Origin of the sequence: Nocardia sp. BMG51109 (assembly GCF_000526215.1) — a bacterium.
Lineage (GTDB): Bacteria > Actinomycetota > Actinomycetes > Mycobacteriales > Mycobacteriaceae > Nocardia.
The window spans coordinates 2,444,969-2,466,888 of record NZ_JAFQ01000004.1 but is presented as its reverse complement, the minus strand read 5'-3'; the positions used below and the strand labels follow the sequence as shown (position 1 = coordinate 2,466,888).

Annotated in this window: 18 protein-coding genes and 1 pseudogene; 6 read left to right on the top strand and 13 right to left on the bottom strand. The window is 69.1% G+C overall.

All coding sequences use genetic code 11. The annotated features are described in order from the left end of the window. Positions 1-3: 3 nt before the first annotated feature. The 4 genes from D892_RS41035 to D892_RS0112605 all read right to left on the bottom strand — a co-directional run bounded on the left by D892_RS41035 (position 4) and on the right by D892_RS0112605 (position 4,593). Entirely contained in the window at positions 4-1,101 is a 1,098-nt protein-coding gene (locus D892_RS41035; RefSeq protein WP_369801820.1) for an aminotransferase class I/II-fold pyridoxal phosphate-dependent enzyme, read from the bottom strand. Positions 1,102-1,166: 65 nt separating this feature from the next. After that, positions 1,167-2,207, bottom strand: coding sequence for a 3-oxoacyl-ACP synthase III family protein (locus D892_RS0112615; RefSeq protein ID WP_051499053.1), 1,041 nt, complete (start codon positions 2,205-2,207; stop codon positions 1,167-1,169). An 11-nt stretch (positions 2,208-2,218) separates the two neighbouring features. After that, positions 2,219-2,878, bottom strand: a complete 660-nt coding sequence (locus D892_RS0112610) for a hypothetical protein (RefSeq protein ID WP_024801581.1) — start codon at positions 2,876-2,878, stop codon at positions 2,219-2,221. Further along, positions 2,875-4,593 carry a thiamine pyrophosphate-binding protein gene (locus D892_RS0112605; RefSeq protein WP_024801580.1) on the bottom strand — a complete coding sequence of 573 codons (1,719 nt, stop codon included), beginning with the start codon at positions 4,591-4,593 and terminating at the stop codon, positions 2,875-2,877. The genes D892_RS0112610 and D892_RS0112605 overlap by 4 nt, the downstream gene beginning before the upstream one ends. A gap of 184 nt (positions 4,594-4,777) precedes the next feature. On the opposite strand from D892_RS0112605, the gene D892_RS0112600 reads away from it, so the two are divergent. From D892_RS0112600 to D892_RS0112590, 3 genes are all read left to right on the top strand, one after another. Beyond that, a complete protein-coding gene (locus D892_RS0112600) occupies positions 4,778-5,299 on the top strand; it encodes an EXLDI protein (RefSeq protein ID WP_024801579.1) in 522 nt (173 codons plus the stop codon). Positions 5,300-5,422: 123 nt separating this feature from the next. Further along, positions 5,423-6,388: a daunorubicin resistance protein DrrA family ABC transporter ATP-binding protein gene (locus tag D892_RS0112595; RefSeq protein ID WP_024801578.1), complete on the top strand. Its 966-nt coding sequence runs from the start codon at positions 5,423-5,425 to the stop codon at positions 6,386-6,388. Beyond that, positions 6,385-7,152 carry an ABC transporter permease gene (locus tag D892_RS0112590; RefSeq protein WP_024801577.1) on the top strand — a complete coding sequence of 256 codons (768 nt, stop codon included), beginning with the start codon at positions 6,385-6,387 and terminating at the stop codon, positions 7,150-7,152. The genes D892_RS0112595 and D892_RS0112590 overlap by 4 nt, the downstream gene beginning before the upstream one ends. Before the next feature lie 94 nt (positions 7,153-7,246). Here D892_RS0112590 and D892_RS0112585 read toward each other — a convergent pair whose 3' ends face one another. Beyond that, positions 7,247-7,873, bottom strand: coding sequence for an HAD family hydrolase (locus D892_RS0112585; RefSeq protein ID WP_036568778.1), 627 nt, complete (start codon positions 7,871-7,873; stop codon positions 7,247-7,249). Further along, positions 7,873-8,349 (bottom strand): SdpI family protein, encoded by a 477-nt coding sequence (locus tag D892_RS0112580; RefSeq protein ID WP_232236071.1) that lies wholly within the window; start codon positions 8,347-8,349, stop codon positions 7,873-7,875. Before D892_RS0112580 ends, D892_RS0112585 begins: the two co-directional genes overlap by 1 nt. Before the next feature lie 78 nt (positions 8,350-8,427). Here D892_RS0112580 and leuS point away from each other — a divergent pair, with 78 nt between their 5' ends. Beyond that, on the top strand, positions 8,428-11,382 hold the full coding sequence (leuS, locus tag D892_RS0112575; RefSeq protein WP_024801574.1) for a leucine--tRNA ligase: 2,955 nt from the start codon (positions 8,428-8,430) through the stop codon (positions 11,380-11,382). 18 nt (positions 11,383-11,400) lie between these two features. On the opposite strand, the gene D892_RS0112570 is transcribed toward leuS, so the two are convergent. Then, the gene (locus D892_RS0112570; protein ID WP_024801573.1) at positions 11,401-12,102 is read right to left on the bottom strand and encodes an SDR family oxidoreductase; all 702 of its coding nucleotides are present in this window, start codon (positions 12,100-12,102) and stop codon (positions 11,401-11,403) included. A gap of 318 nt (positions 12,103-12,420) precedes the next feature. On the opposite strand from D892_RS0112570, the gene D892_RS0112565 reads away from it, so the two are divergent. Both D892_RS0112565 and D892_RS0112560 read left to right on the top strand, forming a co-directional pair. Next, positions 12,421-13,755 (top strand): glycogen debranching protein, encoded by a 1,335-nt coding sequence (locus D892_RS0112565; protein WP_024801572.1) that lies wholly within the window; start codon positions 12,421-12,423, stop codon positions 13,753-13,755. Positions 13,756-13,801: 46 nt separating this feature from the next. Next, on the top strand, positions 13,802-14,551 hold the full coding sequence (locus D892_RS0112560; RefSeq protein ID WP_024801571.1) for a glycoside hydrolase family 25 protein: 750 nt from the start codon (positions 13,802-13,804) through the stop codon (positions 14,549-14,551). A gap of 142 nt (positions 14,552-14,693) precedes the next feature. Here D892_RS0112560 and D892_RS0112555 read toward each other — a convergent pair whose 3' ends face one another. The 6 genes and pseudogenes from D892_RS0112555 to D892_RS0112530 form a co-directional block, all read right to left on the bottom strand. Beyond that, positions 14,694-16,787, bottom strand: coding sequence for a PhoX family phosphatase (locus D892_RS0112555; RefSeq protein ID WP_036566986.1), 2,094 nt, complete (start codon positions 16,785-16,787; stop codon positions 14,694-14,696). A 132-nt stretch (positions 16,788-16,919) separates the two neighbouring features. Next, on the bottom strand, positions 16,920-17,669 hold the full coding sequence (locus D892_RS0112550; RefSeq protein ID WP_304413526.1) for an amino acid ABC transporter ATP-binding protein: 750 nt from the start codon (positions 17,667-17,669) through the stop codon (positions 16,920-16,922). Continuing rightward, a pseudogene (locus tag D892_RS41030) lies at positions 17,666-19,468 on the bottom strand (ABC transporter substrate-binding protein/permease). Before D892_RS41030 ends, D892_RS0112550 begins: the two are co-directional and overlap by 4 nt. Positions 19,469-19,499: 31 nt before the next feature. Beyond that, complete coding sequence (locus tag D892_RS0112540; RefSeq protein ID WP_036566984.1) at positions 19,500-20,606, bottom strand: YeiH family protein; 1,107 nt, start codon at positions 20,604-20,606, stop codon at positions 19,500-19,502. 4 nt (positions 20,607-20,610) lie between these two features. Further along, positions 20,611-20,748: a hypothetical protein gene (locus D892_RS47695; protein ID WP_198037214.1), complete on the bottom strand. Its 138-nt coding sequence runs from the start codon at positions 20,746-20,748 to the stop codon at positions 20,611-20,613. A gap of 262 nt (positions 20,749-21,010) precedes the next feature. After that, on the bottom strand, positions 21,011-21,790 hold the full coding sequence (locus tag D892_RS0112530; RefSeq protein ID WP_024801567.1) for an LLM class F420-dependent oxidoreductase: 780 nt from the start codon (positions 21,788-21,790) through the stop codon (positions 21,011-21,013). Positions 21,791-21,920 lie beyond the last annotated feature (130 nt).

Below are 21,920 nucleotides of genomic sequence, written 5' to 3'. Positions count from 1 at the left end.
CTGCTAGTTTTTCTGGTCGTCGCCGTCCCCGGTCGATTCGGATCGCACGGTGTAGGTGCACATGCCGGTGTCCTCGCGCCGGGACCGGAACCGATGTCCGCCGACCGGTGCGTGCTCGGTCAGCACCCGCCGGACCGCGGCGTCCGACAGCGGATCGCCGACCGCGATCCGGGCACTGCCGTCCGGATAGGTCTTGGCCGCGATGCCTGCCCGGGCCAGCCGGTCGGCGACGTCCGCACCAGGCAGGTAGAGGAAGTTCGCGCGACTGCGCGGCACGCGGATACCGTGGCAGCGCAACGTCGTTCGCAGCATCTCGCGCCCGGTGGTGATGCGCAGCACCCGATCGTCCAGCTCCCGCCGCGCGGCGTAGGAGGCGGTCACCGCGGTGACCGCCGATTCGGGCACCCCGAACGGCAGCTGCAACCGCCGCACCCGGCGCACCAGGTCCGTCTGACCGATCGCGTAGCCGATGCGCAGCCCGGCCAGCCCGTAGGCCTTGGAGAAGGTCCGCAGGACCAGCAGATTCGGATAGCGGGAGACCAGCCCGACGGCGTCGAGAGTGTCGTCGGCGCCGAGGAATTCGACGTAGGCCTCGTCCAGGACCACCGGCACGTCGCGCGGCATCCCGAACAGGAATGCCTTGAGTTCGGCGGCCGGGACCACGGTGCCGGTCGGGTTGTGCGGACGGCACACCGCGACCAGCCCGGTGCGATCGCCGACGGCCCGCGCCAGCGCCCACAGGTCCTGCCGGCCCCGCGAATCCAGCGGCAGCGCAACGGTCTTCAGCCCCGCCATCCCCGCCAGGATCGGGTAGCCGTCGAAGGTCGGTGTCGCGTGGACCATCTCGTCGCCCGGGGCGGTCAGCGCCTGCATGATCTGCAGTGCCACGCCGGTCGCCCCCGAGCCGACCACGATCTGGTCCTCGGACACCCCCACCTGCCCGGCGATCAGCCGCGGCAGCCGGTGCGGCAGGAATTCCGGATACCGGTTCGCCTGCGCCAGCGTGCCGTTCATCGCCTCGACCACCGAGGGCAGTGGCGGAAACGGGTTTTCGCTCAGCCGCAGATCGAAGCGGACCGGATTCGTCACCTGTCGCGGCATCGTGTGCTGCGCCCGCACCGACTGCCGGGCCGAGGGGCGCCGGGCCGAGGTGGACCGGTTGCCGCTCATTCCGCGGCCCCCCAGCGCACGGCGGCCGCGGCGGCGAAATCACCGGCGTGCGCGAAGGCCGACAGCAGCACCACCGAGCCGTTGCGCAGCCGGCCCGCCCGATTCTCGGCATCCAGCGTGACGGGAATGCCCGCGGCGAACAGGTTTCCGCACCGGTCGAAGGTGTCGGGATGACGTTCCGCCGGCAGCTCCAGCGCGTCGTGCCAGTTGCGCAGGAACAACCGGTTGGGTTGATTGGTGACGAAGGTATCGACGTCGCGGCTCTTCATCCCGATCCGTTCACAGACCGCCAGCGCCACCTCGGGCACCAGCCGGTTGCCGCGCGCGAACACCTTGGTGATCTTGGATTCGTTGAAGCTGACGCAGCCCTGCCCCTCCCCCGGCTCCCAGTACTTGCGCTCCGAGTTGGTGCCGAAGTCCATATCGCCGGCGAATTCGGGATAGGTGCGGGCCTCGATGTCCAGGATCGGCGCCCGGTTGTTCTTCATCAGCAGCCCGACACCGCAGCCGTCGCCCGGCACCGGGGCCTGGGCGAGCCCACGGATGGTGCTCTGCGTGAACACCGGGCCCGCGGTGTTCTGGACCGCCGCGATCAATGCGCTGCGGGCGCTGGTGGTCTGCAGGATCATCCGCGCCAGCGACATCATGTGGATGAATGCCGCACAGCCGCCGTTGTGCACGTCGAGCACCCAGCCCGGGCGCATCCCGAGCCGCCGGGCCACCTCGGGCCCGGCGCCCAGTACCGGATTGGTCGGCAGCTGGGTATGGGTGATCACCACGTCGACATCCGAAACGACCCGTGCCCCATGACGTTCGATCAACGGCGCGACGGCGCGCTCGACCATGTCGACCGCCGTCTCGTCCCGATCGACGTGATGGCGGGCCTTGGGCGCCCGGAACATCACGTTCTTGGCCATCCGCTCGGAACGGGAGAACTGCGTGAAATACTCGGTGCCGACCGGGTCCCCGGGCAGATATCCGGCCACGTCGACCAGGCTGACCGGCGGCAGCGACAGGGTGGGTTCGGTGAAATCCATCGGCGCGTGCCTCACTTCATCCAGTCGGGGGTGACGGGCAGGCCGTGCGCCGCCCGGTATTCACAGATCGCCTTGAGGTTGTTCATCTCCAGCTGATGACCGGCGGAGAACATGTCCCAGAAGTCACCCACCCACACCGGCCGCTTCGGCGGCGCGGTCTCCGGGTAGGGGTTGTCGTCGTAGAACGGGTGGCGGCAGTTCATCCACAGCACCACCGAACCCGGCTTGTCGAACACCACCTGGGCGTCGACCACCCGCATCAGGTAGATCATCCACAGGTGTTTGCCCTGGTCCCAGGCGCAGTGGTAGTCGACGGTCAGCGCGTCCGGGTTGGCGACGGTGCGGGTGTAGATCTCGGTTTCCGAACCCAGCCGGTCGTAGGCCAGCCACAGCCCCGGCTCGTCGGTCTCGACGAATCCGCGCAGGCTGTAGGTCCATTCCTCCAGGCTGCGGGTGTCGGCCAGATACTCGTAGACCTCGCGCGGCGGTGCGGCGATGTAGGACTGCACCGGGCAGTACTCGCCGTAGATCTGGTCGTGCGGATACACCGACCGCAGCATGTCCATGATGATCGGCGTCGTGGCCTCGCGATCGGAGTTCTCGATGCGCAGGATCTCGGGGATGTCCTGCTGCGGAATATCGCTGAGCGCGGGCAGGGAACTGGTGGTCACGGATTCCTCCTGGGTATCGAGAGAAATGGAGCGAACGGCGGGATCTCGTCCGGGTCGCAGTCGATCGAGACGAACGACGGCCCGGTGGTTTCGAAGCAGTGGTCCAGCACGGCGGCGAGTTCGTCCGTGCCGGTGGGGGAGTACGAGGGCAGCCGCGGGAACATGGCGGCCACGCCCGCGCCGAGGTGGGCGGGCTGGAATCGGTTGAAGCTGTAGCGATCTCCGTAGTACAGCTGTTCCCGGGTGACGCACATGGCGTGCGCGTTGTTGTTGAACACCAGGAACGTCACCGGTAGCTCGTGCTCGATCGCGGTGTGAATCTCCATGCCGTGCATGAAGAATGCGCCGTCCCCGGCGACCACCAGGGTGCGCCGCACGCCGCCGCCGGAGCGCCGCCGCCGCGCGAAGGCCGAGCCGATGCCGGCGCCGAAGGCGTACCCCATGCCGCCCATGCCCAGCGCGACGACGAACCGGCCACCACGGGGGAGGCGCAGGTGGTGGACCACCGACGCACCCGTATTGCCGGCGTCGGCGAAGACGTCGGTGCCGGGATCGACGGTGGCATTGAGAGTTTCGACGATGTCCCGGTAGCGCAGCCCGGGGCCGGTGGCGGCGGGCACCTCGAGCGGGGTCAGCTCGCGCGGGCGCGCCGCGGCGAAGAAGGGACCGTCGGAGGGATTTGGGCGGTGCGGCGCCGGTTCGGGCTCGGTGGCGCCCTGGGATGCGGCGAGTTCGGCGAGGGCCGTCCTCAGGTCGGCGCTGGTGGCGTGCACCGACGCCGGGTAGGGCGGTTCGGCGCCCACGCTCGCCAGCGCGGGGCCGCGCAGCGCGTCGTCCAGCCCGGCCCGGGCCGTGACCGGCATGCGGGTGCCGACCAGCAGGCACAGCGCCGAACGCCGCACGGCGTCGACGAGTTCGGGGTGACCCATGGTGCCGGACACGCCGCAGAATCCGGGTTCGTCGGGGCCGTAGACGTCCTTGGCGTCCGGGGCCACGCCCACCGCGGCATCCAATACCGCTGCCAGGTGCCGCAATTCGTCGCGGGCGCCGTCGCGGGCCACCTGATCACCGGCGATGATCACGATCTTGCCGGTGGCCCGGGCCGAATGCAGCTCGGCCACCACCCGGTCCAGCCCGGCGTCGTCCCGGGCGGTGGACGGCCGCGGCGCGACGAACGGGGGCAGGTCACCGATCTCCGCCTGCTGAACGTCCTTGGGCAGCAACAGCACCGCCGGGCCGCCCCGCCGGGCCGCCGTCACCGCCCGGGACAGGTGCCGGGGCAGCGCGTCGACCGCGTCCACCCGGGCGCAGTACCGCGTGATCTGTTCGAAAAGCCTTGCGGCATCGAAGGTCCCGGCAAGACCGCTGGAATCCTGGAAGGCGCCCCGCCCTTCCAGCGCGGCCGGCTGCTGCCCGACCAGCGCCAGCACGGGCACCCGCGCGGCGAACGATTCCGCCAGCCCCGCAACGAGATTCATGGCGCCGCCGCCGGACGTGGCGCACACGACGCCGAGTCCGGCGGTGGATCGCGCGTATCCGTCGGCCATGGTGGCGGCGGAGAACTCGTGCTTGGCCACTACACCGGTCACGTCGTGGGGCGAGTCGAAGATCGCGTCGTAGAGGTCCTCGATGTTGGCGCCGTCCACGCCGAAGATGTGCCGGACCCCGAGGGTCGCGACGGCCTGCACCAGATAATCCACTGCCCGTGGTGGCATGAGGGCTCCTTTCTGCCGGGCCCGAGCGCACGATCGTTGTTCGCTCTGCCCGGAATACGACCCACGGCAGCGGGGAGTTCACACACCTAGGGCTGAACCGAGCACCCCCTGCCGGCAACGCCCGGCGGTTGCCGTTCCGCGACAGCCCTTGTGTGTATGTATACGTCTACGTATAGTGATTCACATGCCCAACAAGACCGTGTACGTATCCGACGACGACCTGCCCCTGTTCCAGCGCGCGCAGGAGTTGGTCGGCGGCAATCTGTCGGGGGCGATCGTGACGGCGCTGCGCCGGTTCATCGAACTGGAGGAGGGCCGGCAGCAGGGCTACGAGGAGGTCGTCCTGCGCGTCGGCCACAACGGCGGCAGACAGGTCCGCTTCTCGGGGGTCCTGCTGGGCGAGTTCCGCGATATCAACGATCAGCACCAGCAACACATCCGCGTGTACCGCAGCCGCAAGGGCAAGTTCGCGCTGCACATGCAGACCTCCGCGTGGGCCGAATATCCCACCGACAGCGGCGGCAACTGGATCAAGGACCTGACCAACTGGCGCAAGCTGCTCGGCGTCGGCGATCCCGACTGGGGCGATTTCACGCTGGACATCTACGACTCGGTCACCGATCTGAAGGGGAGGATCCCGAACAACCTCTACGCGCGCGTGCGCGACATCGTCGAGCATCCGCAGATCGAGGATCTCGACATCTGAGCCTCGGCGGGAACCTTTCCCGCACAACCGAATACGGCACAACCCACCCTTGGCCACTGTCGAAGTGGTCACGGCGCGGCCGATTCATGCATTCATAACCATTCACTGATGAGAGGGACAACCATGACCACCGGATATCCCCCGCCGGCCATTGCGGTCGCCGGCCTGCGGAAATCCTTCGGCGACCAGGTCGTGCTCGACGGCATCGACCTGAACGTCGGCGAAGGCACCATCTTCTCGCTACTCGGCCCCAACGGCGCGGGCAAGACCACGATGGTGCACATCCTGTCCACGCTGCTGCGCGCCGACGGTGGCGAGATCCGGGTGGGCGGCCACGATATCGCCGGCGATCCGGATGCGGTGCGCGCGATCATCGGCGTCACCGGGCAGTTCTCCGCCGTCGACGAACTGCTCACCGGTCGCGAGAACCTGCTGCTGATGGGCGATCTGCATCATCTGCCGCGCGGGGAGGGCCGCCGCCGCGCGGACGATCTGCTGGCCCGGTTCGACCTGGTGGAGGCGGCCGAGAAGGTGGCGGGCACCTACTCCGGCGGCATGACCCGGCGGCTCGACCTGGCCATGACGCTGGTCGGCGATCCGCAGGTGATCTTCCTGGACGAGCCGACCACCGGTCTCGATCCACGCAGCCGCCGCGGCATGTGGGAGATCATCCGCGAGCTGGTCGCGGACGGCGTGACGGTCTTCCTCACCACGCAGTACCTGGAGGAGGCGGATCAGCTCGCGGACCGGATCGCGGTCCTCGACCACGGCCGCATCGTCGCGCAGGGCACACCCGGCGAGCTGAAACGGCTGGTCCCCGGTGGCCACATCCGGTTGACGTTCGCCGATCGCGCCGCCCTGGACATCGCGGCGCGGCTGCTCGGCGGCGTGCCGCAGGCCGACGACCCGACCCTCGCGATCCCCAGCGACGGCGGCGTGCGTTCGCTGCGCGCCGTGCTGGACCGGCTCGACGCCGCCGACATCGAACCCGAGGGGCTGGCCGTGCACACCCCCGATCTCGACGACGTATTCCTCACCCTCACCGGACAACCCGTTCCCGACGTTCCCGAAAAGGAAACCGTGTCATGAGCACCACCTATGCGGTGGCCGATACCGCCACCATGCTGCGCCGGAATATGGTGCACGCCAAGCGTTATCCCGGCATGACGGTGATGTTGATCGCCCTGCCCGTCGTGCTGCTGCTGATGTTCAACTACGTGTTCGGCGGCGCGCTCGGCGGCGCCATCGACGGCGACTACATCGACTACCTCGCCCCGGGCATCATCCTGCTGGTCCCGGCGCTGCTGGTCACATCGGTCTCGGTGTCGGTGGCGACGGATATGACCAAGGGCATCGTCAATCGCTTTCGCACCATGTCGATGTCGCACTCCGCGATACTCACCGGCGAGGTGCTCGGCACGCTGATCCAGGGGCTGCTGGGCATCACCCTGATGGTCGGCGTCGCGCTGCTGCTCGGGTTCCGGCCGAATGCCGACCCGCTCGAATGGGTGGCCGCGGTGGGCCTGCTGACGGTGGTGGTCTTCGCATTGAACTGGCTCGGTGCGGGTTTCGGCGTCTCGGCCTCGAATCCGGAGAGCGCCAGCAACACCCCCATGCCCGTCGTATACCTGCCGATGCTCGGCAGCGGCCTGGTCCCGACCGACACCATGCCGACCGGCGTCCGCCAGTTCGCCGAGTACCAGCCCTTCACCCCGATCACCGAGACCCTGCGCGGCCTGCTGATGGGCACGGAGATCGGCAACAACGCCCTCATCGCCCTCGCCTGGTGCGCGGGCATCGCGATCGTCGGCTACCTCTGGGCGAAAACCACATTCCGCCGCAGGACCACCTGAGCCGGCACGCCGGACCGAACGCTCCCGGGACGACCTCGTCCCGGGAGCGTTCGTCTGCCCTCGGTGACGCCCGGAAGCCCTGATCCCGTCGTGGTCAGGCGGAGCGCACGGTGTCGAGGTAGCCGTCCAGCCAATCGGGGAAGTCCGTCAGGTCGGTCAGCACGACGTCCGCGCCCGCGGCGCGTAGCTCCTCGGCGTCGCAGGGGCCGGTGGTGACGGCGACGGAGTAGGCGCCGGCGGTGCGGGCGCCGAGCACGTCGCCGGTGTGGTCGCCGACGTAGATGCTCGCGCCGTGTTCGCGCAGGGCGTGTGCCTTGCGTTCCGCCCACAGATCGCCGACGACCGCATCCGTGGGAATGTCCAGCTCGGTCAGGTGCAGTTCGGCGTTGGGCTGGTATTTGGCCGTGACCACCAGCGTGCTGCCGCCCGCGGCGCGCACGGCCTCGATGGCCTCGCGCGCGCCGGGCATCGCGAGCGTTCCGGTGACGGCGTGGCCGGGATACATCTCGCGGTAGAGGTCGGCCATCGCCGCGACGTCGGCGGCCGGGAACCAGTGCGCGAGCTCGTCCTCCAGCGGCGGGCCGAGCCTGGTGATCGTCAGATCCCAGTCGATGTGGGTGCCGGTGCGTTCGGACAGCGCTCGATAGCAGGCGCGGATGCCGGGACGGGAATCGATCAGGGTCATGTCGAGGTCGAAGCCGACCGTGAGCGGCGGGCGCATCAGTCGGCCGATCGGCAGGCGTCGCGCAGCGAGCAGGCCCCGCACGCCTGGCCGCAACCACCGCTCGCGGAGGCGAGTCCGGCGATGGCCCCCGCGCCGGCGTTCGCGCCCGCGCCGAGCACGAACAGCGCGATCACCGCGGCCAGCAGCGCACCGATCAGGCCCACGATCCCGCCCGCCAGCAGCGCGATCATCCCGCCCGCGGCGAGCAGCACCCCCGCGCCGAAGGAGGTGGGGGCCGCGACCCGGTTGGCGACCCGGAAGGTCTCGTCCGTGCGCAGGGCAGCCTCGGTGTGCACACCGAAGAAGCGATTGCGAGGCAGGGAACCGGTCAGCCCGAGCACCCCGGTGACGACGGCCACCACCGCCAGCACGAACAGGATCAGCGCCAGCACGAACACCTCGCATACGGTACCCGGGTGTGAAAAGGCGGCGTTCGCGGAGGTCCCCCGGGAACCCTTTTTGGGCTCTGACATGCGCACGCTCTACCCTGGTAGCGACGTTCATTCCGGGGGCGTTCATTCCGGGGACATCGGCGACCAGAAGGCAGGACCGTGCAGGACACTCGTGTAACCGATCCGGTCGGCGCGACAGCCGGCGACAGCGACGTGCCCGCACACCGCTACAACGCCGACCTCGCCGGCCGCATCGAGCGCAAGTGGCAGCGGGCATGGGACGAGCGCGGCACCTTCCAGGCGCCCAACCCGGTCGGCCCGCTGCGCGGCGAGACGCCGGTCGACAAGCTGTTCATCCAGGACATGTTCCCGTACCCGTCCGGCGCGGGCCTGCACGTCGGCCATCCGCTGGGCTACATCGCCACCGACACGTTCGCCCGCTTCCACCGGATGCGCGGCCGCAACGTGCTGCATGCCCTGGGCTACGACGCCTTCGGCCTGCCCGCCGAGCAGTACGCGGTGCAGACCGGCGCGCATCCCCGGCAGACCACCGAGGCCAACATCAAGAACATGCGGCGCCAGCTGGACCGCCTGGGCCTGGGCCACGACCGGCGGCGCTCGTTCGCCACCACCGATCCCGAGTTCTACAAGTGGACGCAGTGGATCTTCCTGCGCATCTACAACGCCTGGTACGACACGGCGGCGAACAAGGCCCGCCCGATCGCCGAGCTGGAGGCCGAATTCGCCGCGGGCGAGCGCGACATCGACGGCGGCCGGGCCTGGGCGGAGCTGTCCCGGGCCGAGCGCGGCGAGCTGCTGGACTCCTATCGCCTGGTGTACCAGTCGGATTCGGTGGTCAACTGGTGCCCCGGCCTGGGCACGGTGCTGGCCAACGAGGAGGTCACCGCCGAGGGACGCAGCGAGCGGGGCAACTTCCCCGTGTTCCGCAAGCGCCTGCGGCAGTGGATGATGCGCATCACCGCCTACTCCGACCGGCTGGTCGACGATCTGGACCTGCTGGAGTGGCCGGACAACGTGAAGACCATGCAGCGCAACTGGATCGGCCGGTCGCGGGGCGCGCAGGTCACGTTCCCGGCCGGCGCGGGATCAGCGACGGGACGGGCGGGAGACGACCCTACCGCAGCGGCCGCGACGAAGGAGGGACCCGGAAGCCCCGCCATCGACACAGCGGAGACGGTCGAGGTGTTCACCACCCGGCCCGACACCCTGTTCGGTGCGACGTACGTGGTGCTGGCGCCCGAACACGAACTGGTGGACCGGCTGGTCGCCGCGCGGTACCCGGCGGGCGTCGACGAGCGCTGGACCTTCGGCTCCGACACCCCCGCGAAAGCCGTTGCGGCCTACCGCGAGTCGATCGCGGCGAAGTCGGATCTGGAACGCCAGGAGAACAAGGAGAAGACGGGCGTCTTCCTGGGCGTGCACGCGACCAACCCGGTGAACGGCGAGCAGGTTCCGGTGTTCATCGCCGACTACGTGCTGAGCGGCTACGGTACCGGTGCCATCATGGCCGTGCCCGGCCACGATCAGCGCGACTGGGAGTTCGCCTCCGCCTTCGGCCTGCCGATCGTGGAAGTCGTTGCCGGCGGCGATGTTTCGACGGCCGCATACTCCGGTGACGGTGTGCTGGTGAACTCCGACTATCTGAACGGCCTGGACATCGAGGCCGCGAAGGCGAAGGTCGTCGAGCATCTGGAGGCCGACGGCCACGGCCGCGGCACCGTGCAGTACAAGCTGCGCGACTGGCTGTTCGCGCGCCAGCGTTACTGGGGCGAGCCGTTCCCGATCGTCTACGACGAGGACGGGCAGGCGCACGCGCTGCCGGAATCCCTGCTGCCGGTGGAACTGCCGGAGGTCAAGGACTTCGCGCCGGTCACCTTCGATCCCGACGACGCCGATTCCGAACCGTCGCCGCCGCTGGCCAAGGCCACCGACTGGGTGAACGTCGAACTGGACCTGGGCGACGGGCCCAAGACCTACCGCCGCGACACCAACGTGATGCCGCAGTGGGCGGGCAGCTCCTGGTATCAGCTGCGCTACACCGATCCGACCAATACCGAGGCACTGGCCGCGCCGGAGAACGAGCGGTACTGGCTGGGCCCCCGCCCGGCCGAGCACGGCCCGGACGATCCGGGCGGCGTCGATCTGTACGTCGGCGGCGTCGAGCACGCGGTGCTGCACCTGCTGTACGCGCGGTTCTGGCAGAAGGTGCTGTTCGACCTGGGTGACGTGTCCGGTCCGGAACCGTATCGCCGGCTGTTCAACCAGGGCTACATCCAGGCCTACGCCTACACCGACAAGCGCGGCGCGTACGTGCCGGCCGCCGAGGTCGAGGAGCGGCTGGGCAAGTTCTTCTGGACCGACGGGGACGACGTCGAGCACGAGGTCTTCCAGGAGTACGGCAAGATCGGCAAGTCGCTGCGCAACGCCGTCTCGCCGGACGAGATGTACGACCTGTACGGGGCCGACACGTTCCGCTTCTACGAGATGGCGATGGGTCCGCTGGACACCTCGCGGCCGTGGGCGACCAAGGACGTCGTCGGCGCGCACCGGTTCCTGCAGCGGGTGTGGCGCCTGGTCGTCGACGAGGAGAGCGGCGCGGTGCGCACCACCGACGCCGAACCGTCCGGCGGCACACTGCGCCTGCTGCACAAGACGATCGACGGCGTCGACGCCGACTATGCCGCGCTGCGCGACAACACCGCAGGCGCCAAGCTGATCGAGCTGACCAACCACCTGACCAAGGGGTACCCGCAGGGCGCGCCGCGGTCGGTGGTGGAGCCGCTGGTGCTGATGCTGGCGCCGATGGCCCCGCACATCGCGGAGGAACTGTGGGAACGGCTGGGGCACAGCGACGCGCTGGCACACGGCCCGTTCCCCGTCGCGGATCCCGCACTGCTGGTGGAGGATTCGGTCGAGTACCCGATCCAGGTCAACGGCAAGGTCCGCAGCCGCATCAGCGTCCCCGCCGACGCCGACCGGCAGACCATCGAATCGGCCGCCCTGACCGACGAGAAGCTGCTGGAGTTCCTGAACGGCAAGCAGCCCCGCAAGGTCATCGTCGTCCCGGGCCGCCTGGTCAACGTCGTGGCGTAGGCGGACGGCGGCCGCCGGTCAGCGCGCGATCGGCCGCAGCACGATCTCGGTCGGATGAGCGTCGCCGGGTGTCTCGATCGCATTCCGCACCGCCCGGGCGACCGTCTCGGGGGTGAGGAACTCGTTCGGGTCGAACTCGCGGCCCTCGCCGGCGACGATGGCGCGCTGCATCTCCGTGGCGATGCGGCCGGGGTGCACCGAGGTCACGCGCAGGTCCGGCTCCTCGGCGCGCAGCGCGTCACCGAAGGCGCGCAGGCCGAACTTGCTCGCCGCGTACACACCCCAGCCCGGGTTGGCGCGCAGCCCGGCGCCCGAATTGATCAGCACCACATGGCCTTTGGCCGCCCGCAAGGCGGGGAGCAGAAGCCGGGTCAGTTCGGCCACCGCGATCAGGTTGGCCTCCAAGGTGTTTCGCCACTGCTCGACCGACGACTCCGCCAGGGTGCCCAGTTCGGCGATGCCGGCGTTGTGCACGAGCACGTCCAGCCGCTCGATCGGCGCGGCCGCGCGCCGCACCGCGGCGTAGTCGGTCAGCTCCACCGGCCACGGTGCGGCACCGGGCAATTCGGCCAGGATGCCGGTCAGCGCGTCCGCGGAGCGCGCGCCGAGCAGCAGATCGCGGCCGGGCGCCAGTTCCCGGGCGATGGCGGCGCCGAGTCCCCGGCTCGCCCCGGTGATCAGCGCGGTCGGCTTCGAGAGGTCGGAGCTGGATGCGGCCATGCGATCACCGTAACCGGGGCGACGGCACGCGGGCGCGAGCACCCGGCCGGCAAGCACCGGCCGGCGTTCGAGCGATTCGCGGGCATGCCGCCCGTAACCCCGGAGACGGCCGCGACGATGCACGCAATGGCCGGTGTGAGCAAACAGTCACCCCACGGGTGGCGAGCACCCCGCGGCCGGGTGTATCAATCTCGGCAACCGGAATCACGAACCGAGGCGAACAGTGTGAGTACTGCCGAACAGCAGCCGGCATCGCACCGGCCGGAGGGTGGGACCGTGCGGCACGCGTACCTGAAGGTGACGTCGCAGAATAGGGGTATGAACGGGCCCGGATTCACACCGACACAGCTGGCTGCCCGGGCCGCGTACCTCCTGCGAGGTAACGACCTGGGCACCATGACCAGCGCCGCACCCAAGCTGTACCCGCACATGTGGAGCTGGGACGCGGCGTTCGTCGCGGTGGGCCTAGCCCCGCTGAGCGTGGAACGCGCGGTGGTCGAACTCGACACGCTGCTGTCGGCGCAGTGGAAGAACGGGATGATCCCGCACATCGTGTTCGCCAACGGTGTGGACGGATATTTCCCGGGGCCGTCCCGCTGGGAGTGCCGCCGTCTGGCCGCCAACGCACCCGACGGCCCGGACACCTCCGGGATCACCCAGCCGCCCGTGCACGCCATCGCGGTCCAGCGGATCCTGGACCACTCCCGCCGGCACGGCCGCAGCACCCGCTCGGTCGCCGAGGCATTCCTCGATCGGCGCTGGCCCGACCTGATGCGCTGGCACCGCTGGCTGGCGCACGCGCGCGACCCCAAGCAGAACGGCCGCATCACGCTGTACCACGGCTGGGAGTCCGGGATGGACAACTCCCCGCGCTGGGACCGCGCGTACGAGAACGTGATCCCCGGCGACCTGACGCCCTACGAGCGCGCCGACATCACCCTGGTGGACGCGGCGCAGCGCCCCAGCGACCGCGAATACGACCGCTACATGTGGCTGGTGGAGCAGATGCGGCGGTGTGGATACGACGATTTCCAACTGGCCGCGACGATGGGCTTCGCGGTGGAGGACGTGTTCGTCACCGCGATCTTCGCGCTGGCCTGCGAGGTGCTGGCGAATATCGGCGAGGACTATCGGCTGCCGCACGCCGACGTGCGCGAGCTGTACGAGTGGGCCGATTACTTCCGCGCCGGGGTCGTCGCCACCACCGATTCCCGCACGGGCGCGGCCCGCGACTTCGATGTGCGCCTGGGCCGCTGGATCACCACCGAGACGCTGGCCATGTTCTCGCCGCTGCTGTGCGGCGGCCTGCCCCGCGACACCGAGCGCAGCCTGCTGCGGCTGTTCGAGGGCCCGCGCTTCTGCGGCCACCCGGACCTGTACTACGCGCTGCCGCCGTCGACGTCGCCCGTGTCGAAGGACTTCCGCCGGCGCGAATATTGGCGCGGCCCGGTGTGGCCGGTGATGAGCTGGCTGTTCTCCTGGGTGTTCGCCCGGCGCGGCTGGGCCGAGCGCTCGTTCATGCTGCGCGCCGAGGGCCTGCGCCAGGCGAGCGACGGCAGCTTCGCCGAGTACTACGACCCGTTCACCGGCGCGCCGCTGGGCAGCATGCAACAGTCCTGGACGGCGGCATCGGTGCTCGACTGGCTCGGGTGAGCCATGACGGTGGTCACAATCGGCTCGGCTGCTTACGCTCTTAGCCATGTACCGACGCACCGTGGCCCGTCCGAAAGTTCGTCGCGCTCTCCTGGTTCTGCCCGCGATAGCGGCGGCAGGCATCCTTTCCGCAACTTCCATGGCAATCGCCGAACCGGCGGGTCCGGACGTCTCGTCCTGGCAGCATGTCGACGGCCGGATGATCAACTGGTTCGAGGTCAGGGCCTCGGGCAACAACTTCGCGATGGTGAAGGCCACCGAGGGGCTCAACTACGTCAACCCGTACTTCGTGCCGGACAGCGTGCTGATGCGCGCGGCCGGAGTCGCCCGCGGCACCTATCACTACGCGCATCCCGAACTGCCGCCCGAACCGCAGGCGGCGCTGTACGCGACGACGGTCCTCGGCCAGAACGGCCCGCTGGACCTGCCGCCGGTCCTCGACCTGGAGACGTCCGGCGGCCTGCCGCCGGCGGGGCTGATCGACTGGACGCATCGCTACCTGAACACGGTGCAGGCGCTCACCGGCCGGGCGCCGATCATCTACACCTATCCGACGTTCTGGAAGACGGCGATGGCCGACACCAACGAGTTCACCGGCTACCCGCTGTGGATCGCCGACTACCGCGGCAACGACCAGCCCGAGGTGCCCGGCGGCTGGCCGGCCTGGACGTTCTGGCAGACCACCGATTCCGGGCATGTTCCGGGTATCGGCGGGAAGACCGATATGAACGTCTACAGCGGGGCGCAGGGCGATTTCGCGCGGTTCGCGAACATGCCGCCGACCGGCAGCAGCTGATCCGGCCCGAGCGCGCGGCGCGAGCCAGCGGAGACGGAGCCAGCGGAGACGAGGGGGTCGCGGAACCCGCGGACGGGTGGCGACCCCCTCGACCCACGCGTCCCCTCACAACACGCGAGATGGCTCCGCCAGGGGCGGCGGCTTACGCACCGATGTTGCCGCCCTTGCCATTCCACACCGCCACCACCGACGGCCGCGGCAGTGAGCTGCCGCCGTCGGGCCAATGCGATGCGGGCTTGTCCGCCGTCGCCCCGTCGCGCTCGCCGGGGTGCTGAACGCACACCGTGACCCGCTTGCCGGTGACGATGGGACCGCATGTCTCGGCGCCGAACGGCACCGTCAGGAACTGTTTGGTCTCGCCGCGGTTGGGGCCGTCCAGCACCACCGAGAACAGTCCGTCGTTGGCCTCCATGGCCCGCGACGAGTCGGTGGAGATCCACAGGTTGCCGTGGTCGTCGAAGGCGAGGTTGTCCGGCGCGGCGATCGGGCTGATGTTCGCCTTGTCGAATCCGGCGAAGTAGGTGTCGGCGGTCTTCGGATCGCCGCAGAGCAGCAGCACGGTCCAGGTGAATGTGGTGCCGGCGTGGTCGTCGTCGAGCTCGAGCACCTGGCCGAACTTGTTGGCGTTGCGCGGGTTCGCCTCGTCGGCGGCGGCCTTGCCGTCGGTGCCGCGCTTCTCGTTGTTGGTCAGCGCGACATACACCTTGCCGGACTTGGGGTTCGCCTCGAAGTCCTCGGGCCGGTCCATCTTGGTGGCGCCGGCCTTATCGGCCGCGAGCCGGGTGAACACCGCGACCTCCTCGGCCGTGAACCCCTCGACCTTCGATTCGGCCTTGCCGTCCTCGCCGGTCACCAATAGCGGAATCCAGCTGCCCTTACCGGTGAAACCCTGGTCGGAGGGCGGCTTTCCACTACCGTCGATCCGGTCCGGATGGTCGCCGGTGAACTTGGCGACATACAGCGTGCCCGCGTCCAGGATGGCGGTGTTCGTGCGGCGGTCGGCCGCCGTTCCGCCGGACTGCATCTTGCGGGAGGACACGAACTTGTACATGTAGTCGAAGCGCTCGTCGTCGCCCAGATAGGCGACCACGGTCCCGTCCCCGGTGACGTGGATGGTCGCCGCCTCGTGCTTGAACCGCCCGAGCGCGGTGTGCTTGATCGGCTTCGCGGACGGATCCCACGGATCGACCTCGACGACCCAGCCGAACCGGTTGGCCTCGTTGGGTTCCTTGGTCAGATCGAAGCGGGGGTCGAACCGCTCCCACTTGCGCTCGGAGGCGTCGCTGAAGCCGTAGCGCGCCAGCCGGGACTTCGCCGGTTCCGGCGTCTGTCCCGCGTTGGCGAAGTACTGGTTGATGTTCTCCTCGCCGGAAAGCACCGTGCCCCAAGGGGTCCGGCCGCCGGAACAGTTGTTGAACGTGCCGAGCACCTTGGTGCCGGTCGGGTCGGCGGCGGTTTTCAACAACGGGCTGCCGGCGGCCGGGCCGGTGACCACGAATTCGGTCGTGCCGGTGATGCGGCGGTTGTACTGACCGAATTCCGGTGTGAGCCTGCCGGATCCGGCCTCGCCGCGCACCTGGACCACCGAAAGACCATGTGCCGCAAGGGCGGTGCGATAGTGGACCTCGGACGGATTCGCCGGATCGTAGCCCGGGAACATCTGCGGCTCGGTGGTGTACTCGTGGTTGACCACCATGAGGTAGGTGTCCGGCGCGCCGTCGATCGGCAGCAGGGCGGCGAAATCGTTGTTGAACCCGAACTGCTTGGCCTGCGACTCCGGGGTCTGCCGCGCCGGGTCGAACTTCGGGGCGTCGGCGAACAGCGGGTCGCCCCACCGGATCACGACCTGGTGCTCGTAACCGGCCGCGGTCACGAAGGCGTCCTCGGAATTCGGCACGACCGGTGTGAAGTTGGTTCCGACCGGCACGCCGTCGACCAGGGTGCCCCCGGCGGCCGTGCCGGTGGGCTCGTCGTCACCGCAAGCCGCCAGCAGACCGCCCGTGCCGAACGCGGCCACCACCGCCGCACCGCCCTTGAGCATGCCGCGACGCGACAGGGCCGAGCGGACGATATCGCCGAAGTATTCGTTGCCCGAGGTGTTGGGCGCCTCGTGCGCACAGGCGTCACCGCACTTGTATCGGCAGGTGAGCGACGACCGCCTGGGGCCGCCGTCCCGCTTGACGAACAAGGTCAACGGTTGGATCGCCGACTTCGGCGGCGAAGGGTGAGAACTCACTGTTGCTCCCGGGGTTCAGCGTGCTGGGCGCACGCTAAACAGCGCAGGCAAGGGCCGGAAGACGAACAGGTGAACACAGGGCCAATACGTGACGCTTGCCACAGCCGTACCGGTCGGATTGTTCGTTTCCGGCTACAGCACCTGCGAGAGGAACTGGCGCAACCGCGGGGTCTCGGCATCGTCGAAGATCCGATCCGGCACGCCGGATTCGACGACCCGGCCCCGGTCCATGAACACCACGCGATCGGACACCGAACGGGCGAAACCCATTTCGTGCGTCACGACGAGCATCGTCATGCCGCCGGAGGCCAGGTCGGTCATCAGCGCCAGCACGCCCTTGATCAGTTCCGGATCCAGCGCCGAGGTGGCCTCGTCGAACAGCATCAGCCCCGGCTTCATCGCCAGCGCCCGGGCGATCGCGACGCGCTGCTGCTGCCCGCCGGACAGGTTCGCCGGGCGCGCGTCGGCGCGCCCCGCGAGGCCCACGGCCTCCAGCTGCTCGACGGCCACCGCGCGCGCCTCGTCCTTCGGCAGTCCGAGCAGCTTGCGCGGTCCCAGCGCCACGTTCTCGGCGATGGTCATGTGCGGGAACAGGTTGAAATGCTGGAAGACCATGCCGATGCGCCGGCGCAGCCGGTCCGGATCCTCCGTGAGCACCGAGACGCCGTCGAGCAGCACGTCGCCGGAATCCGGCTCGTACAGGCGGTTCAGCACGCGCAGCAGCGTGGACTTACCGGAGCCGGACGGGCCGATCACGGTGGTGGTGCGGCCCGCGTCGACGTGGATGTCGATACCGCGCAGCACCTCGTTGCGGCCCAGGGTCAGGTGCAGGCCGGTGCCGGTCAGCGAGGAGCTGTGCTGCTGATTCGGATTGTCGCTCACGCTCCGCGCCCTTCCGTGACGGCCGACTGTTCGATGGGATCCACCGGCTCCTCGGTGCGCCCGGTCCGCAGCCGACGGTCGACGTAGTTCACCAGATGGGTCAGCGGAATGGTGAGCAGCAGGTAGACCAGGCCGGCGGCGACCAGCGGAGAGAGGTTGCCGGTCTGCGCGTTGAGGTCGCGCCCGACGGCGAACAACTCCCGCTACGAGGCCAGCAGGCCCAGGAAGTAGATCAGCGAGGAGTCCTTGATCAGCGCGATGAACTGGTTCATCAGCGCGGGCAGCACCCGCCGCACGCCCTGCGGGATCACCACCAGGGTCATCGACTGCCGATACCCGAACCCGATGGCCCGCGCGGCCTCCAGCTGCCCCGCCTCCACGGATTGGATGCCGGAGCGGAAGATCTCGCCGATATACGCGGAGGCCAGCAGCGCCAGCCCCACCGCGCCCAGCCAGTACGGGTTGTTCCCGGTGAGGTTCTTGACCACCGGGCCGATGCCGAGGCCGATCAGCAGGATGATCACCACGGCGGGCAGGCCGCGGAAGATATCGGTGTACACCCGTGCGGGCCACCGCAGCCAGCGCGTGCGCGAGATTCCGGCGACCGCCAGCAGCATGCCCAGCAGGGTGCCCAGGACACCCGAGACCAGCGCCAGGATCAGGGTATTCGGCAGACCGGTCTCGAGCAGGTCGGGAAATGCCTTGCGGTACAGCGACCAGTCGAAGAACGTGTCCCGCAGTTGCTCCAGGGTCGACTTGGGCGCGGCCTGCTGCTGGGCGTCGGGTTTCTGGTGCTCGGCGGCGATCTCGTCGAAGTCCGGCAGCTGCGGCGTCGGCGCGGCCTTGGATCCCGGTTTCCAGCCCGGCGGGAAAGTCCTTGGCGCCCAGTCGGAATAGAGCTTCGCGTACGTGCCGTCGGCGATGATCGCGTCCAGGCCGGCGTTGAGCGCATCGATCAGCGGCTGGTTGTCCTTGCGCACCGCCCACGCCGTGAAGTTGTCCAGGCTGAAGGTGTTCTGCACGATCGCGGTGGAATCGCCCGGCTGGACGGCGCCGGTGGCCTGCGCCGACGGGGCGACCCAGGCGTCGATCTGGCCGGACTTCAGATTCGCGTACGCGGTGTTGTAGTCCGGGAACTTCACCGGCTCCAGCTTCAGCGTGTTGACGACGTACTCGTCCTGCACCGTGCCCTGCACCACGCCGATCCGCACGCCCGGTTTCAGGTCCGAGAAACCGTGCACCGCACTGCCGTTCGGCACCACCAGCGAGAAATAGCCGAAGTCGTAGCCGTTGGTGAACCCCACCAGCTTCCGGCGCTCGTCGGTGGTGGTGATGCTCGACGAACCGGCATCGAATCGCCCGTTGGCCACCTGCGCCAGCAGGCCGGAGAATTCGGTGCCGTTGAACTCCACCCGCAGGCCGAGTTTCGCGCCGATCGCACGCAGCAGCTCGTTGTCGAAGCCGGTGTAGGTGCCCTGCCCATTCACGCAGATGCTCGGCGGCGCGTCCGACAGCGTGCCGACGCTCAGCGTGCCCGGCGTGAGCAGGCCGAGCTTGCCGGTATCGATCCCCTCCAGCGGAACGGTGTTCGGCGTGGTGAACCGGTCGGTCCCGGACTGGGCGCCCGTGGCCAGGTTGGTCGGTGCCGCGGACGCCGACTCGACACCCGGCGGTGCGCACAGCCCGCTGTTCGCCGAGGTGTTGCTGCTGTCCGAACCACACGCCGTCAGAAACAGCAGGCTCAGGACCGAAACCACCGCGATCAGCGCACGGGATCGTGATACGGGCAAACGGACCATAGGCGAAAACATTAGCCGGAAACACTACCCATCAGTCGACCACACCCCAGTGCAACACCCGCGTGGTGAACAACATCAACCCCAGCGACACGGTCGCCACGACCACCAGGCCGACCACCGCCACCACCAGCGGACGCCAGCCGGTGCGCCCGAGCTCACGGAAGTCGGTGTTCAGCCCGACCCCCGCGAAGGTGAGCAGGAACGCCCACTTGGACACGTTGGCCAGGCTCGCCAGCTGGGCCTTGTCGATCCAGTGCACCGTCGCCAGCGCCGACACGACCAGGAAACCGAGCACGAACTTGGGGAACTTCTCCCAGACGAACGCCGCCTTGGCGCGCAGCCCCGGCGCGAGCGCGTCGGCCTCGCCCCGCGCCGCCCAGTACAGACCGAAGCCCAGCACCACGAACCCGATCAGGGCGTTGCGCGTCGACTTCACCAGCACCGCCACCTTGCCCGCCTCCTCGGAGTAGGCGTAGCCGGTCGCGGTGGTCTCGGCGGTGTTGTCCACGGCCAGACCGGCCCACAGGCCGAACTCGTGATCGGTCAGGCCGAGGCCGTGCCCGATCGCGGGCAGGGTGAACAGCGCCACCGCACCCAGCGCGAGAATGGCGGCGATCGCGTAGCCGACGTCCGCGTTGCGGGCGCGGATGGCGCCCCGGGCGGCCACGATCGCCGAGACCCCGCAGATCGAAGTCCCCACCGCCAGTAGCGAACCCAGCTTGCCGGACAGCCCCAGCAACCGCGCCACCACGAGGATGATCGCCCCCGCGACCGTCATATCGACCAGGATCAGCACGAAACTGGTCCCGCCCAGCTTCGCCACGTCACCGAGCACGAACCGCGAGCCCAGCGCGACGATGCCGACCTTCAGCCAGAACTCGTAGGTTCCGATACCCGGCTTGAAGATCCGGTGCACGCCGACGGTATTGGCGATGATCAGCCCGAAGAGGATGGCCCACAGCACATATTCGATGTCCGGGAAACGCCATTCGCGGTCGTGCGCGAAATCGTTCACCCAGATCTGGGTGTACTTGCCGAGCAGCCCGACCGCGATCAGCAGCGCGACACCCGGCAGATAGTCGAGCACCCGCCGCCCTGGCACGAACTCCGTTGCCGGAGTAGTTGTTTCGGTGGCCATCGGATCACCACGGGATCTTCGGCAGCACCCCGGCGACAGCGAGCAGCACGACCACACCCGCGACGATCACCGCCCACCAGTCCACGCCGATCCGCTCGACCACCGACCGTCGCGAGTCCCCCGCGGGGCCCGGCTCGCCCATCACTGACTCCCTCATCACTACCGACCGCGGCATTCGGCACGCGATCAGCAGCCATCATGAGGGCACGTGGCGTTCGGGGGAACCGATCGAATCACGGTGATTCGAGCCGGCACGGAAGCGGCTGTCCACCTGCGGATCCGACACCGCGCCCGAAAATACGCACCCGGCAGTGCCTTCCGAGTCCGGTTGCCGCTGCGTTCTCGGCCGGGCCCGAAGACCCGGCCGAGAACCGGAGTGGCGCAGTGTCGGTCGAGACAGCCCGTTACGAGCCCGACTGGAACCGGTCGCGCCAGCGGATGGCCTCCACCAGCTGGGTCAGGTCGTATTCGGGGCCGCCGGTGCCGACCGTGAACAGGGTCGCGCCGGCGTCCACCAGCGCCGCGGCATGATCGGCGCCCGGCCAGTCGACCGAGCGCTCGATAGCGCCCGGGTCGGTGCCCACGGTCGCGCAGTGTTCGGCGAGGATCTTCGACTTGCGTTCCAGCACATCCAGTTTCGCGAAGGTGTGCCAGATGTCGGCGTACTCGGCGACCAGTCGCAGCGTCTTCTTCTCGCCGCCACCGCCGATCAGGATCGGAATATCGCGCACGGGCTGCGGATTCAGCTTCTTCAGGCGGGCGTCGATGCGCGCCATGTAGTCCTTCAGCAGCGCCAGACGCGTTCCGGCCGTGCCGAATTCGTAGCCGTACTCGTCGTAGTCCTTCTCGAACCAGCCGGCGCCGATGCCGAGAATCAAGCGGCCGCCGGAGATGTGGTCGACGGTGCGTGCCATATCGGCGAGCAGATCCGGGTTCCGGTAGCCACCGCCGGTGACCAGGGCGCCCAGCTCCACCCGCTCGGTCTGCTCGGCGATCGCGCCGAGCATCGTCCAGCACTCGAAGTGCGCGCCGTCCGGATCCCCGTACAGCGGATAGAAGTGATCCCAGTTGAAGACGACATCCACCCCCGCGTCCTCGGCGCGGAGCACGGCATCGCGGATCAGGCCGTAGTCGGGGGCGTGCTGCGGCTGTAGCTGGACTCCGATGCGGACCGCTCGGGTCATATCTCCTCCTCGCTGCCGCCCGAAGCACCGGCCGGCAGTGTTCGATGATTCACAGACGGGTGACGTGGCTTACGCCGGTGCCAACCGGCCCCGGCCCCGAACTGTTCCCGAGGCTACCCCGCCGCCCCGC

Coding starts and splice junctions, on each gene's coding strand:
- D892_RS41035 (WP_369801820.1), bottom strand. CDS start 1,101: ATGCCGCGACAGGTGACGAATCCGGTCCGCTTCGATCTGCGGCTGAGC.
- D892_RS0112615 (WP_051499053.1), bottom strand. CDS start 2,207: ATGGATTTCACCGAACCCACCCTGTCGCTGCCGCCGGTCAGCCTGGTC.
- D892_RS0112605 (WP_024801580.1), bottom strand. CDS start 4,593: ATGCCACCACGGGCAGTGGATTATCTGGTGCAGGCCGTCGCGACCCTC.
- D892_RS0112600 (WP_024801579.1), top strand. CDS start 4,778: ATGCCCAACAAGACCGTGTACGTATCCGACGACGACCTGCCCCTGTTC.
- D892_RS0112595 (WP_024801578.1), top strand. CDS start 5,423: ATGACCACCGGATATCCCCCGCCGGCCATTGCGGTCGCCGGCCTGCGG.
- D892_RS0112590 (WP_024801577.1), top strand. CDS start 6,385: ATGAGCACCACCTATGCGGTGGCCGATACCGCCACCATGCTGCGCCGG.
- D892_RS0112585 (WP_036568778.1), bottom strand. CDS start 7,873: ATGCGCCCGCCGCTCACGGTCGGCTTCGACCTCGACATGACCCTGATC.
- D892_RS0112580 (WP_232236071.1), bottom strand. CDS start 8,349: ATGTCAGAGCCCAAAAAGGGTTCCCGGGGGACCTCCGCGAACGCCGCC.
- D892_RS0112570 (WP_024801573.1), bottom strand. CDS start 12,102: ATGGCCGCATCCAGCTCCGACCTCTCGAAGCCGACCGCGCTGATCACC.
- D892_RS0112565 (WP_024801572.1), top strand. CDS start 12,421: ATGAACGGGCCCGGATTCACACCGACACAGCTGGCTGCCCGGGCCGCG.
- D892_RS0112560 (WP_024801571.1), top strand. CDS start 13,802: ATGTACCGACGCACCGTGGCCCGTCCGAAAGTTCGTCGCGCTCTCCTG.
- D892_RS0112540 (WP_036566984.1), bottom strand. CDS start 20,606: ATGGCCACCGAAACAACTACTCCGGCAACGGAGTTCGTGCCAGGGCGG.
- D892_RS47695 (WP_198037214.1), bottom strand. CDS start 20,748: ATGGGCGAGCCGGGCCCCGCGGGGGACTCGCGACGGTCGGTGGTCGAG.
- D892_RS0112530 (WP_024801567.1), bottom strand. CDS start 21,790: ATGACCCGAGCGGTCCGCATCGGAGTCCAGCTACAGCCGCAGCACGCC.